Genomic DNA, 13,371 nt, shown 5'->3' on the forward strand with positions numbered 1-13,371 from the left:
GCAGTCATAGTCAGGCGACGGCAGCGAGTTTCTGACGTGATTTGGCGATCATCAGCGCGGCCTTGGCGGCTTCGCGGCCCTTGTCGACAAAATGCGCGCGGTAGATTGCGTTGTGGTGGTCGGTTTCGCTGTACTGATGCGGTGTCAGCGAAACCGACAGCACCGGCACGCCCGTCTCCAGCCCAACGCGCATCAGCCCGTCCACCACGGATTGGGCCACAAAATCATGGCGGTAGATGCCGCCATCGACCACAAAGGCGGCGCAGGCGATTGCAGTATAGCTGCCCGTCTTGGCCAGATCCTGCGCCATCAGCGGCATCTCGAATGCGCCGGGAACGTCAAAGACATCGACCTGTTCGGCAGGAATAAGCTGGGTGAAACCAAGCAGAGCCTGGTCGACGATATCGGCATGCCATTGTGCCTTGATAAAGGCGTAGCGGGTGTGTGTCATGGGTATCTCCTTTAAGCGTTTGACACGTCACCCAAGGCGATAACGAACGGCAAAACAGCATTCGGCCCCAGCCGAAAGCGGTCGTGTCGCACGTTCTCTTCCATCCGGACTATGACCGTCGGCTCTGGCATCACACCAGATCTGCTGACACTTTTGGCGTGTTCCACAATTTGTCCAAAAACCGGTTCCCACTTTTTGGATCGTGGCGACGACAAAAGCCGCTCGCGGGCTCACGAAAGGAAACCCTCCGCATACCGCCGGTGGGGAAGTTCACCCCGCCCTGAGAACGGCGCGACCCTGCCAAGAACTGCGGTGATGCGCAAGGCTGGAAGCGCAAACTGACGCGGCGGCGCATAAATTGGCCGGCACTTGGGCTTTCTATTTGAGCATGAGCCTCTAGGCTGCGGCCAAACGACTAGGAGAGCGCTATGAAACTTCACTATGCCCCGACATCCCCCTTTGTTCGCAAGGTTGTGGTGCTTTTGCACGAGACCGACATGCTGGAGGCGGTGGAGCTGCACAATGTCGCAACCACGCCTTAGGCGCCGAGCGCGGATGTGGAGGCCAGCAACCCGCTGGCAAAAATCCCGGCGCTGGAGCGCGGCGACGGCCCGGCACTGTATGACAGCCGGGTGATTTGCGAATACCTCAACGCGCGCGCCGGTGCCGGGCTTTATGCCGGTGGCTGGGATACCAAGGTGCTGGAGGCCACGGCAGATGGCATCATGGAGGCGGCTGTTCTCGCGACCTATGAGATGCGGATGCGCCCCGAGGAAAAACAGTCGCCAGAGTGGATCAAGGCGCAGCTGGGCAAGGTGGTGAGCGCGTGTTCGGCGCTGAATGCGCGCTGGATGAGCCATCTGCAGGGGCCATTGGATATCGGCCAGATCGCTGTGGGCTGTGCTCTTGCCTATGTGGACTTCCGCCACCCGGATGCGGGCTGGCGCACAGGTAACGAGGCGCTGGCGGACTGGTTCAAGGGCTTCGAATCGCGCCCCTCGATGCAGGCGACCCGGCCGCCAGAGGGTTAATTCTTTCTTTAAAAAACGGGGGGTGAGGCCCCGTCGCTGTGGCTTTGAGGGCTCCGTTTCAAAGAAACTTGAAACTGGAGTGGCATGTGCTGCTTTGACCGCTGGACGAAACCGCCTCACCTGTTTAAGACCCGCGATGAGTCACCGCGTTTTCGTGGTGCATGCGCATTTTTGCCCTAAACGGGCGCTGGAAATGGAGAAAACCTCGTGTCCCACGCAGAAGACAACGAAGGAACCCGGAGAGATTTCCTCTACTACGCCACTGCCGGCGCCGGGGCAGTGACCGCGGGAGCCGCCATATGGCCCCTGGTCAATCAGATGAACCCCTCGGCTGACGTCAAGGCGCTGTCCTCAATCCTGGTGGATGTGAGCGGCGTAGAGGTTGGAACGCAAATCAGTGTGATGTTCCTGGGGAAACCCGTGTTCATCCGTCGTCGTACTCAGGAAGAGATCGACGCAGCCCGCGCTGTTGAGCTTTCGGGTCTGATCGACACCTCGTCGGAGAACCCCAACAAGCCTGGCACCGATGCTGCGGATGAAAACCGCACCATGGATGAGGCTGGCGAATGGCTGGTTATGATGGGGGTTTGTACCCACCTCGGCTGTGTGCCTCTGGGCGATGGATCGGGCGATTTTAACGGCTGGTTCTGCCCCTGCCACGGGTCGCACTACGACACCGCTGGCCGGATGCGCAAGGGCCCCGCGCCCCAGAACCTTCACGTGCCCGTCGCTGAGTTCACCGACGCAACAACCATCAAGCTGGGATAAGGAGACGCCAAATGTCCGGTATTCCGCACGACACCTATGAGCCCAAGACTGGCGCAGAAAAGTGGCTAGACAGCCGCCTGCCCATCGTTGGCCTTCTTTACAACACCATCATGATCCCCACCCCGAAGAACCTGAACTGGTGGTGGATCTGGGGCATCGTTCTGGCGTTCTGCCTGGTGCTGCAAATCGTCACCGGTATTGTTCTGGTGATGCATTACACGCCGCATGCAGACATGGCCTTTGCCTCTGTTGAGCACATCATGCGCGATGTGAATGGCGGCTATATGCTGCGCTATCTGCACGCAAACGGCGCCTCGCTGTTCTTTGTGGCCGTCTACATCCACATCTTCCGTGGTCTGTTCTACGGCTCTTACAAGGCACCACGTGAGATCACCTGGATCATCGGCATGATCATCTACCTGTTGATGATGGCCACTGGTTTCATGGGCTACGTTCTGCCCTGGGGTCAGATGTCCTTCTGGGGTGCGACCGTGATCACCGGCCTGTTTGGCGCGATTCCCTTTGTTGGTGAAGCGCTGCAGACATTCCTGCTGGGTGGGCCTGCGGTGGATAACGCCACGCTGAACCGCTTCTTCTCGCTGCACTACCTGTTGCCTTTTGTCATTGCTGCGCTGGTTGTCGTCCATATCTGGGCCTTCCATACCACCGGCAACAACAACCCAACCGGTGTGCCGGTGCGGACGGGCTCCAAGGAAGAAGTCAAAAAAGACACGCTGCCCTTCTGGCCCTACTTTGTGATCAAGGATTTCCTCGGTCTCGCTGTGGTGCTGGTGATCTTCTGGGCCATCGTTGGATTTATGCCAAACTACCTGGGCCACCCGGATAACTACCTTGAGGCCAACCCGCTGGTCACCCCGGCGCATATTGTGCCTGAATGGTACTTCCTGCCGTTCTACGCGATCCTGCGGGCCTTTACCTCTGAGGTCTGGGTTGTACAGATTGCCTCTTTTGTGACCGGTGGCATCATCGACGCCAAGTTCTTTGGGGTTCTGGCGATGTTCGGCGCGATTGCAATCATGGCCCTGGTGCCTTGGCTGGTATCCAGCCGCGTGCGCTCTGGCCGCTATCGCCCGATGTTCAAATGGTGGTTCTACCTGCTGGTGTTCGACTTCTTTGCCCTGATGTGGCTGGGTGCGATGCCGGCCGAAGAGCCCTATGCATCGTTCTCGCTGATCGCATCGGCCTATTGGTTCGGCTACTTCCTGGTGATCCTGCCAATTTTGGGTGTCATCGAGAAGCCACTGGCAGAGCCTGCTACAATCGAAGACGATTTCGACGCTCACTATGGCGAGAAATCCGACGCAGCCACTCCTGCCGAGTAAGAGAGAAGGACAGCTACCAATGTTGAAGAAACTCGCAATCGGTGCCGCCTTCGCTCTGGCCCTTGCCCCTGTCGCATCTCATGCGGCAGGTGGGAGCGGCCACGTCGAGGACTTTCAGTTCTCGTTTGAGGGACCTTTCGGCGCCTATGACCAAAACCAGCTGCAGCGCGGCTTGCAGATCTACACCGAGGTTTGCGCTGCCTGTCACGGGCTGAAGTTCGTGCCGCTGCGCCCCCTGGCGGATGAGGGTGGCCCTGCGCTGCCCGCCGATCAGGTGCGTGCCTATGCGGCTGAGAACTTCACCGTCTATGACGCTGATCTGGACGAAGATGTGCCCGCCAAGCCTGTTGACCATTTCCCGGCCAACACAGCTGCTGGCGCACCTGACCTGAGCCTGATGGCCAAGGCCCGTGCCGGTTTCCACGGCCCCTATGGATCTGGTATGAACCAGCTGTTCAAAGGCATGGGTGGCGCGGAATATATCGCGTCATTGCTGGACGGCTATACCGGTGAGGAAAAGGAAGAGGCAGGGACGCTCTTTTATGAGAACACTGCTTTCCCCGGCGGCTGGATTTCGATGGCGCCACCGCTGTCGGATGAGCAGGTTGAGTTTGCCGATGGCCATGACAATTCTGTGCATCACATGTCGCAGGACGTTGCGGCCTTCCTGATGTGGACTGCTGAGCCCAAGATGATGGCGCGTAAGCAGGCTGGTTTTGTTGGGGTTCTGATCCTGACCGTGCTTTCGGTTCTGCTTTACCTCACCAACAAAAAGCTCTGGGCGCCTCATAAAGGCAAGAAAACCGCCTGATAGGCTGGTTTCAGGTGAAGCTACCCAACTGATCTAAAAAGCCCCCCGCAAGACAGCTTGCGGGGGGCTTTTTATTTTGGGGTTAGTGAGGGCTGGGGGGAATTGAAGAGCAGGGCAGGGGCGCTGCCCCTCTGGGCGCAAGCGCCCATTCACCCCGAGGTATATTTCAGGCAAGATGAAAGAAGGCCTCAGGCGGTCAGCTGGGTGCCTTGGGTGCCAAGGATACGGGCGCGCAGGATTTCACCCTCGGTCTGGGGCTCTGCAAATGTCACCTCGGTGAATTGTTCTGTCCGGCCCATATGTGGGTTTTCCATCAAAATATGATGGGTTTTGCCGATCTGTGCTGTGAGATGACGCGCGACCTGCTTATCGCCGGCAGCGCGCAGCTTTGCAGCCCGCTCTTTGATGAGTTTGCCATTGACCTGACTGGGGATCTTGGCGGCCGGGGTGCCGATCCGTTTTGAGTAGGGAAAGACATGCAGCCAGGTGAGGTCGCAGTCGGAAACCAGCTTGAGCGAGTTTTCAAAATGCGCGTCCGATTCGGTTGGGAAGCCGGCGATGATATCGGCGCCGAATGTCATCTCGGGGCGCAATTTGCGGGCGTCTTCACAAAAGGCAATGGCGTCATCGCGCAAATGCCGTCGCGCCATGCGTTTGAGAATCATATCATCGCCGTGTTGCAGCGACAGGTGCAGGTGCGGCATCAGGCGTTTTTCAGTCGCGATGGCCTGCATCAGGTTTTCGTCCACCTCAATCGAGTCAATCGACGAGATCCGCAGGCGGGGCAGATCCGGCACCAGTCTGAGGATACGCATCACCAGATCGCCCAGTTTTGGTGTCGCGGGCAAGTCAGCGCCCCAGGAGGTGAGATCAACACCTGTCAGCACCACCTCGTTATAGCCCTTATCCACCAGCCGTTTGATCTGGTCGACTACAACACCAGCCGGGACTGAGCGAGAATTGCCGCGGCCATAGGGGATGATGCAAAAGGTGCAGCGATGGTCGCAGCCGTTTTGCACCTGTACATAAGCGCGCGAGCGGGTGCCAAAGCCGTCGATCAGATGGCCTGCGGTCTCGGTCACCGACATGATGTCGTCAACCTGCACTTTTTCGGTCTCGCCAATGAAATTAGGAGCCATGTTGGTCCAGGTTTCTGGCTGCATCTTTTCGGTGTTGCCGATCACCGTGTCGACCTCGGTCATTGCGGCAAAGGTGGCAGGTTCGGTCTGTGCGGCGCAGCCAGTGACCACGATACGGGCCTCGGGGGTTTCGCGGCGCAGGCGGCGGATTTGCTGCCGGGATTTGCGCACGGCTTCGGCGGTGACGGCGCAGGTATTCACCACCACCAGGTCCTGCAGGCCGGCCGCCTGTGAACAGCTCCTTCATGGCCTCGGTTTCATAGGCATTCAGGCGACAGCCAAGAGTGGTGAACTTTGGGGTGCTCATGTCAGAGGCTTTCCAGAAAAGCGCGGGTAAAGCTGCCGCTGAAGACATGCATGGTGGGGCCTGTCATCCAGACGCCGTCGGCGCGCCAGTCAATCCACAGGCTGCCGCCATCCAGGTCGATCTGCACTTTGCGCCCCGTGAGACCCTTACGGGCTGCGGCCACGGCGGTGGCGCAGGACGACGAGCCAGAGGCCAGTGTCACGCCCACACCGCGCTCCCAGACCCGCATACGGATGTGATCGGGGCCAACAAGATGCGCCCCCTGCACATTGGTGCGTGCGGGATAAAGCGGGTGATGCTCATAGCGGGGACCAAATTCGGCCAGCGGCACCAGATCGGCATTCTCAACAAAGAAGGTGCAATGGGGATTTCCCATGCCGGTGGCAGTTGGTGCGCCCTCAACCGGCAGTTCCAGCGTGTCCATCGCCTCGGCCAGGGGGATGTCCTGCCAGTCCAGCTGTGGCTGGCCCATGTTGACCGAGGTCAGCCCGTCGCCCGCGTCGCAGGCAAAGAGGTCGCCACGATCGGTGGAGAGGTGCAGCGCGTCCTTGCCGCTCTCGTCCCTCAGGTGGCGGGCGATACAGCGGGTCGCATTGCCACAGGCACCCGAGGTTGAGCCATCGGCATTGTAAAAGGTGAGATGCGCATCGCCTGCGCCCTGTTCGATCAGTGCAAGCTGGTCAAAACCAACGCCAAACTGGCGATGGGCGATTCCCTTGGCCAGTGCAGGGGTGATCTGCAGATCCTGTGCGCGTGCGTCGACCACGACAAAGTCGTTGCCCAGCCCGTGCATCTTCATGAAGGGGAAATGGATATGTGATTGCATGCTCATATCGGGCATATAGACCTGCGGTGAAAATGAATCCAGCCTGTGACGCATAAAGTTCAAAAAAGGGCTTGACCCAATACCCCGCTAACCGAAGACAGCCGCAAATCGGGACGCAGTGACTGACCGGGTCACAGCAAACGATAGCAAAATAAGTGGTTGATCCATTTGAAAAACCCCCTTAGACCGCCACAACAAAGTGGGCCGTTAGCTGAGCTGGTAGAGCAACTGACTTTTAATCAGTAGGTCGATGGTTCGAACCCATCACGGCTCACCACTTGTCCAATAGGGCAGGTGGTGTCTCACTTTCCGGGGCAGATGTTTTCAATATCAACCCGAAACCGATTTGAGAATCACTGCGTTTGCGCGCCTGCGAGACTGCAGGCCGTGCGCCGGGCCGCGCCCTTATCCATTTTCGCGCCCTTATCCGTTTTGCAGCATGAAGGGGAGATTCAGTTGCGCCTTGCTACCGGTCTGGGCCAGCTGGGAAAACTGACGACCAAGGCGCTGTTCCGCCTGTAGCACGACCTGTGCGGCGGCGCGGGCATCTTCGCCGGCGTCATGGTGGGTGAACTCAAGCCCCAGCTCACGTTTCAGATTGGCGAGCCCATGGCCACCATTGCCCTTGAACTCTGGCCAGGCGGTTCTGGCGATCTTGACGCTGTCGCTCCAACTCAGATCAGGGGGCGCAAGGCGATAGCAGCGGCAGGCGGCCGCTATGGCGGATTTGTCAAAATTGCTGTGCTGCACCAGATGGTGAATATCCAGCAGCGGCAAAAGCTGCGCCCAGGCCTCGGGGAAGGTCGGCGCATCCTATACGGTTTCGGGACCAATGCCATGCAGCTCAATATTGAAGCGGTCAAAGCGGTGCTCGGGGTTCACATAGGTGGCAAAGCTCTCGATCCGGTTGTCTGAATGCACGCAGGCGAGGCCGATCTGGCAAATGCTGGCGGCATCTTTGCAGGCGGTCTCAACATCCAGCGCAATAAAGCGAAAAGGGCCCAAGGGGAGGGATGCAGGGCGGATGTCCTGTGCCAGATCCTTTTCCGTGTCAGGCCGGGTAGGGACGGATTTTGCGTGCGGCATTTGGGTCCTTATCTTCCAGTATTATTCCAGTAGTTGTCGCGCCTTGGCGATCGTGCCGATTGTTGGTCTGTGACCCTTGAGCAATGCATCCTTCCTATGGTGTTTTACGACAAAAGGAAAATCCCCCGGTCTTTGGCCTGTCTTGCAGAGGTGCTGCGTCGGCTGTGCCGGCAATCCGGTGGCTCAGAGCTAATTCATGCCGAAACGTCATGTATTTGGCCGTTAAACTCATTGGAATTCATGACTGTTCTCCCTGATAAAGGGGGCAGAACAGTCGAAGGGATAGCCAATGGACCGCGCTCAGATCGTGCATCAGAACTTTTTGGACCGGGTTGCTGCTGGCGCTTTGCCGCCGAAGGGGGCCGCAGCGGGGGCAGGAGAGAAGGCAGGGCTGGCGCCAGAAACCGCAGTGGCCATCTACCGCGCACAGGTCTTGAGCCGGGCGCTGGATATCACCAGCCGGGCGATGCAAAAGGCGGGGCAGGGGTTTTACACGATTGGCTCGTCCGGGCATGAGGGCATGGCGGCGGTTGCCCGCGCGCTGCGGCCTGACGATATGGCCTTTTTGCACTACCGCGATGCCGCGTTTCAGATTGCCCGCGCCGATCAGGTGCCGGGCCAACGCATCGCCTGGGACATGTTGCTGTCCTTTGCCTGTTCCAGCGAGGACCCAACCTCGGGGGGGCGTCACAAGGTGCTGGGCTCGAAGGCCCTGATGATCCCGCCGCAGACCTCGACCATAGCCAGCCACCTGCCCAAGGCCGTGGGAGCGGCCTATTCCATCGGCGCCGCCAAACGGCATGCGCCTGAGCACCGGATTTTGCCGCACGACGGCATTGTCATGTGCTCTTTTGGCGATGCTTCGGCGAATCATTCCACAGCCCAGGGCGCGATCAACACAGCGGCCTGGACATCAGTGCAATCCATCCCTTTGCCGCTGCTGTTTGTCTGCGAAGACAACGGCATCGGCATCTCGACCAAAACCCCCAAGGGCTGGATCGAGACCTCGATGAGCGCGCGCCCCGGTATCAAGTATTTCAAGACGGATGGGCTGGATCTTTATCAGGCGCATGCGGTGGCACAGGAGGCGGCTGACTATGTGCGCCGTCGCCGGAAACCAGCCTTTTTGCATCTGCGCACCGTGCGGCTTTATGGTCATGCCGGAGCGGACGTGCCGACAACCTATCTGTCCAAATCAGAGGTCGAGGCGGATGAGGCTAATGATCCGCTGCTGCATTCGGTGCGGCTGCTGCAAGAGGCGGCGGCGCTGAGCCCCGCAGGCGGCTCTGAAGATCTATACCGAGACCTGTGCCCGCGTGGAGAGGATCCGCGCCGAGGTGGTGACGCGCCCGCATCTCAAATCCGGTGCCGAGGTGGCGGCCAGCCTGATCCCGCCAACGCGCGCCTGTAAGCCCAGCAATGGCCCCAGTGATGAGACCCGCGCCGAGACCTTTGGCGGCGATATGCGGGCTATGCAGGAGCCGCAGCCGTGACATCGGCTGATCAACTGGGCTCTTACGGATCTGATGCTGCAGCATGGCGAGATCGTCATGATGGGCGAAGACGTCGGCCGCAAGGGCGGCGTCTATGGCGTGACACAGAAACTGCATCAGCGGTTTGGCTCGGACCGGATGATCGACACCCTGCTGGATGAGCAATCAATTCTGGGGCTGGCCATTGGGATGGGGCACAACGGTTTTGTGCCGATGCCTGAAATCCAGTTCCTGGCCTATCTGCACAATGCTGAGGACCAGCTGCGTGGTGAGGCCGCGACGCTGCCGTTTTTCTCCAATGGTCAGTTTACCAATCCAATGGTGCTGCGCATTGCCGGGCTTGGCTACCAAAAGGGCTTTGGTGGCCATTTCCACAATGACAACTCGCTGGCGGTGCTGCGCGACATTCCGGGGATTGTGATTGCCTGCCCCTCGGATGGGGCAGAGGCGGCAATGATGCTGCGCGAGGCAGTGCGTCTGGCGCGCGAAGAGCAGCGGGTGGGGGTCTTTGTGGAACCTATCGCACTTTATCCGATGCGCGATCTGCATGGCGAGAAGGATGGTGGCTGGATGCGGCACTATCCGGCGCCGGACCAGAGTATTGCGCTGGGAGAGGTCGGCCAGCATGGGGCGGGCGAAGACCTCGCTATCGTGACCTATGGCAATGGGCGCTATCTGTCGGCGCAGGCGCAGCCCGAACTGGAAGCGCGCGGCATCACATCCCGCATTGTTGATCTGCGTTGGCTGGCGCCCCTGCCGGCCGAGGCGCTGATTGCGGCGACCAGGGGCTGCAAAAACGTGCTGATCGTCGATGAATGCCGCACCACTGGCAGCCAGTCCGAGGCGCTGATGGCGCTGTTTGCTGAACAAAGCGACATCGCGACAGCGCGGATTGCTGCCGAAGATTGCTTTATTGCCACGGGGCCTGCCTATGCCGCGACCCTGCCGTCGAAAGACAGCATTCTTGCCGCAGCCCTTGATTTGGTCGGAGAGAACGCATGAGCCGCACAGCCGTTTTGATCTGTCCCGGCCGGGGCACCTATAACAAGCCAGAGCTTGGCTATTTGCATCGCCATCATGCCGATAAGGCGGCTTTGTTTGCCGATTTCGACGCAACCCGGGCCGCGCAGGGGCAGGAAGAGGTGACAGCCCTGGATGGTGCGACGCGCTATTCAGTGTCGAAATACGGGCGCGGCGATGTGGCCTCGCCGCTGATCTACGCTTCTGCTTTGGCGGATGTGCAATCGCTGACCGAGGATATCGAGGTGGTTGCGGTCACCGGGAATTCAATGGGCTGGTATATCGCGCTGGCCGCGGCAGGCGCGCTTGCGCCGCAGCAGGGGTTTGAGCTGGTCAATACCATGGGCACGCTGATGCAGCAGCATCTGATTGGCGGCCAGCTGGTATATCCTTTCATGGGCGCGGACTGGCAGAACGACCGGGCGCGCCGGGCAGAGCTGTTGCAGCTGGTGGCCGAGATCAATGAGCGCGCGGATCATATGCTGGCACTGTCGATTGAGCTGGGGGGGATGCTGGTACTGGCGGGCGACGCGGCAGGACTTGCGGCCTTTGAGGCGGCGGTGCCGGTGTTGGGCGGGCGGTTTCCGATGCGACTGGCCAATCATGCAGGGTTTCATACTGCCTTGCAGGCGCCGGTTGCTGCCGAGGGCCGCAGGCGCCTGCAGGCTATGATGCTGGCCCAGCCAGAGGTGCCGCTGGTGGATGGGCGTGGTGCAATTTGGCAGCCGGGGGCCACAGACCTGCGAGCGCTGTGGGGTTATACCCTGGGTCATCAGGTGGTTGAGCCCTATGATTTTACCCGCGCGGTGCAAACAGCTGCGGCGGAGTTCGCGCCTGATCTGTTTATTGTCACGGGTCCAGGCTCCACGCTGGGCGGCGCTGTGGCGCAGTCGCTGGTGCATCGGGGGTGGCAGGGAATGCGTGGCAAGGCGGATTTCAAGGCCAGACAGGAGAGCGATCCGCTGGTGATCTCAATGGGGGATGCGCATCAACGTGCGCTTGTTACAGGCAGATAGATCTGCACTGCGAGGTGGCGCCTTGAGGCGGTGCTATGAGGTGGCGCTGCGTGGTTGGGCTGTGCCCGCAAAAAAGGGGGGGCTCCCGCGTCCAGCCTGTGTTTTGCAGGCCAAAAAACAAGCTGATCTTGGGCCCGGCGCCGCCCGTGCCGGGCGGCGCGCCCGCGCGCCCGGCCGTGCGTGGTGCTATTTGGCCATTGATTTGGGCGCAGGAGGGGGGCCCTTCAATTCGGGCCGTGGCTGCACCGGAGGGGCGGTGAGAAAAGGGGCCACGGCGTAGCTTTCTACCGGTTGGCTGACGTTGTGCAACTTTAGCGCGCCAAGACCGGTAGAGGTTTGGCAGGACTCTGGCAGGGAATTCTGACTCACCACGATCTGATGTCCCAGCGTTTTGCCATAATCCCCAAGGCGGGCGGCGATATTGGCAGCCTGGCCAATAACTGTGAAATCCAGCCGCTCACGCGAGCCGACATTGCCATAGATCACGGTGCCGTAGGCAATGCCACTGGCACACTCCAGATAGGGGAGCGCGTTTTCTGCGGCAACCTGAGCCAGTGCCGGGACAATGCTGCGGGCGGATTTCAGCGCCTGGGTACGGGCCTGTTCGGGATCGTCGCCGGCAGGAAACACCGCCAGACCGCATCGCCGATGAATTTCAGCACCTCACCGCCATTGTCATGCACAATTGTCGAGGCCGTCTCGAAAAAGCCATTCAGCAGTTTGATATAGTCGCGCCGCCCCAGTTGTTCCTCTAGCAAGGTAGAGCCGCGCAGGTCGCAAAACATAATGGCGGCGTCGATCTCATCGCCTTCGCCACGGCGGATCTTGCCGCCCAGAACCCGCGCTCCGGTGCGTTTGCCAACATAGGTTTCCAGCAGCGATTGCGCATTCTCGCGCTGCATAAAGACCTCGTAGTAGCGCGCAATCACCGCTGAACATTCAAAGATCAAACCCAGATTGGCAGTGGTGAAGCCGTCGGGGTGGTCCGAGGCCACAGTAAGCACATTGATCCGCCCGTCAGAGAAGGGCAGCGGCATAGCGACATAATCGGTGGCTCCAGCGGCGCGCAGGTCGCTTAGGATCGGGAAGGCATCATCAGATGCGTCCTGATCGATGCGATGGCGCACGCCGCCAAGACCCTTGGAGACATGGCGCAGCGGGCTGGCATTATAGGCGGGGTGCTCATAAATCTCATAGCTGGGCGTATAGAGGGAGACCTCATTGGTCGCTTTCTCCCAGATGAAATTCTTGCCGGCGATTTGTGGATGCAGTGACCAGGCCAGCACCGAAAGCCGCGACAGAGAGACACCCTGTTCCAACAGCTTTTGTGAAAAGGCCCTGGTGAAATCTGCAGGCGTGGGGATAAAGGCGGCCTCGCGCAGCAGCCAGTCGACCAGAGCGCCGGAGATATTGCCGTATTCGGGAGGCTCCAGCCGGTTGAGCCCCAGATCGAACTCAGTCTCGCTATCTGGCACAAAGCCGACATAGCCTGCGATCTGGGCGGCCTCGGGTTGGGTGGTCTCATAGACCCAGGCGCCATTGCCGATCCGGCCGTCTGCGAGTTTGAGGTCGTGATAGCAGGCGGTGCCTTTGAAGGGGCAAAAGGTTTGCAGCCCCACCTTTTGCGACAGATCAACCATCAGATCAGACCGCGGAAAATAGATGGTCGGCGCCATGCGGGTTTCATACATCACCCGTGCGCGGCTACTTTTGGCCAGCAGCATGCCGTTACGCCGCACCTCGACCTCGCCGCGCAGGGGTTCGACCAGAATGCCATAGCCCTGATTGGCCAGCCCCGTTTTCTGTGGTCGGCCAGAGGTCTGCGGCTGAGAGGGGGCGTGCACATTCATCGGGTCTGTCCTTCTGACCCCCGCTGTCGGGGTGTCCTGTTGCGTAGCCTAGGGCAAATCCCTGCGCCCCAGGGCCGCGTCCACGGGGGGAGGCTGGCCTATATGTGGGGCGCTTGTCATGAATATCCAGTGGCTGGAAGGATCATCCCTGCACAGTCCCTGTGCTCGCTTGCGTTTCACCCGTGTTCCAACGTGCAAAGAGCAGGGTCTCGCGTAAATGTGATCCATCG

At 59.9% G+C, this 13,371-nt stretch carries 6 protein-coding genes, 1 tRNA gene, 5 pseudogenes and 1 riboswitch; of the genes and pseudogenes, 7 read left to right on the forward strand and 5 right to left on the reverse strand.

Annotation, left to right across the window (positions count from 1 at the left end):
* Positions 1–10: 10 nt before the first annotated feature.
* On the reverse strand, positions 11–451 hold the full coding sequence (locus B4968_RS00395; RefSeq protein WP_083095734.1) for a 6,7-dimethyl-8-ribityllumazine synthase: 441 nt from the start codon (positions 449–451) through the stop codon (positions 11–13).
* Positions 452–539: 88 nt separating this feature from the next.
* Positions 540–743: riboswitch (FMN riboswitch) on the reverse strand.
* A gap of 136 nt (positions 744–879) precedes the next feature.
* On the opposite strand from B4968_RS00395, the pseudogene B4968_RS00400 reads away from it, so the two are divergent.
* The 4 genes and pseudogenes from B4968_RS00400 to B4968_RS00415 all read left to right on the forward strand — a co-directional run bounded on the left by B4968_RS00400 (position 880) and on the right by B4968_RS00415 (position 4,404).
* Positions 880–1,482 (forward strand): annotated as a pseudogene (locus B4968_RS00400) (glutathione S-transferase).
* Between the two features lie 207 nt (positions 1,483–1,689).
* On the forward strand, positions 1,690–2,250 hold the full coding sequence (gene petA / locus B4968_RS00405; RefSeq protein WP_083095735.1) for a ubiquinol-cytochrome c reductase iron-sulfur subunit: 561 nt from the start codon (positions 1,690–1,692) through the stop codon (positions 2,248–2,250).
* Positions 2,251–2,261: 11 nt separating this feature from the next.
* The gene (gene petB, locus B4968_RS00410) at positions 2,262–3,593 is read left to right on the forward strand and encodes a cytochrome b (RefSeq protein ID WP_083095737.1); all 1,332 of its coding nucleotides are present in this window, start codon (positions 2,262–2,264) and stop codon (positions 3,591–3,593) included.
* Between the two features lie 19 nt (positions 3,594–3,612).
* On the forward strand, positions 3,613–4,404 hold the full coding sequence (locus tag B4968_RS00415; RefSeq protein ID WP_083095738.1) for a cytochrome c1: 792 nt from the start codon (positions 3,613–3,615) through the stop codon (positions 4,402–4,404).
* Positions 4,405–4,592: 188 nt separating this feature from the next.
* Here the strand turns inward: B4968_RS00415 and mtaB are convergent.
* Both mtaB and dapF read right to left on the reverse strand, forming a co-directional pair.
* Positions 4,593–5,850: pseudogene (gene mtaB / locus B4968_RS00420) on the reverse strand (tRNA (N(6)-L-threonylcarbamoyladenosine(37)-C(2))-methylthiotransferase MtaB).
* 1 nt (position 5,851) lies between these two features.
* On the reverse strand, positions 5,852–6,691 hold the full coding sequence (gene dapF / locus B4968_RS00425) for a diaminopimelate epimerase (RefSeq protein ID WP_083095853.1): 840 nt from the start codon (positions 6,689–6,691) through the stop codon (positions 5,852–5,854).
* A gap of 186 nt (positions 6,692–6,877) precedes the next feature.
* Between dapF and B4968_RS00430 the strand changes: the two genes are divergently transcribed.
* Positions 6,878–6,953, forward strand: a tRNA-Lys gene (locus B4968_RS00430).
* Between the two features lie 146 nt (positions 6,954–7,099).
* Here B4968_RS00430 and B4968_RS00435 read toward each other — a convergent pair.
* Positions 7,100–7,762 (reverse strand): annotated as a pseudogene (locus B4968_RS00435) (3'-5' exonuclease).
* Between the two features lie 289 nt (positions 7,763–8,051).
* Here B4968_RS00435 and B4968_RS00440 point away from each other — a divergent pair.
* Positions 8,052–10,257: pseudogene (locus tag B4968_RS00440) on the forward strand (dehydrogenase E1 component subunit alpha/beta).
* The gene (locus B4968_RS00445; protein ID WP_083095740.1) at positions 10,254–11,291 is read left to right on the forward strand and encodes an acyl carrier protein; all 1,038 of its coding nucleotides are present in this window, start codon (positions 10,254–10,256) and stop codon (positions 11,289–11,291) included. The pseudogene B4968_RS00440 and the gene B4968_RS00445 overlap by 4 nt, the downstream one beginning before the upstream one ends.
* Before the next feature lie 186 nt (positions 11,292–11,477).
* Here B4968_RS00445 and B4968_RS00450 read toward each other — a convergent pair.
* Positions 11,478–13,141, reverse strand: a pseudogene (locus B4968_RS00450) (DUF427 domain-containing protein).
* Positions 13,142–13,371 lie beyond the last annotated feature (230 nt).

The organism is Pseudophaeobacter leonis (assembly GCF_002087335.1).
GTDB classification, from domain to species: domain Bacteria; phylum Pseudomonadota; class Alphaproteobacteria; order Rhodobacterales; family Rhodobacteraceae; genus Pseudophaeobacter; species Pseudophaeobacter leonis.

Excerpts from the sequence above, each read along its gene's own strand:
- B4968_RS00415 (WP_083095738.1), top strand. The coding sequence starts at position 3,613 with ATGTTGAAGAAACTCGCAATCGGTGCCGCCTTCGCTCTGGCCCTTGCC.
- B4968_RS00445 (WP_083095740.1), top strand. The coding sequence starts at position 10,254 with ATGAGCCGCACAGCCGTTTTGATCTGTCCCGGCCGGGGCACCTATAAC.
- B4968_RS00395 (WP_083095734.1), bottom strand. The coding sequence starts at position 451 with ATGACACACACCCGCTACGCCTTTATCAAGGCACAATGGCATGCCGAT.
- dapF (WP_083095853.1), bottom strand. The coding sequence starts at position 6,691 with ATGCCCGATATGAGCATGCAATCACATATCCATTTCCCCTTCATGAAG.
- petB (WP_083095737.1), top strand. The coding sequence starts at position 2,262 with ATGTCCGGTATTCCGCACGACACCTATGAGCCCAAGACTGGCGCAGAA.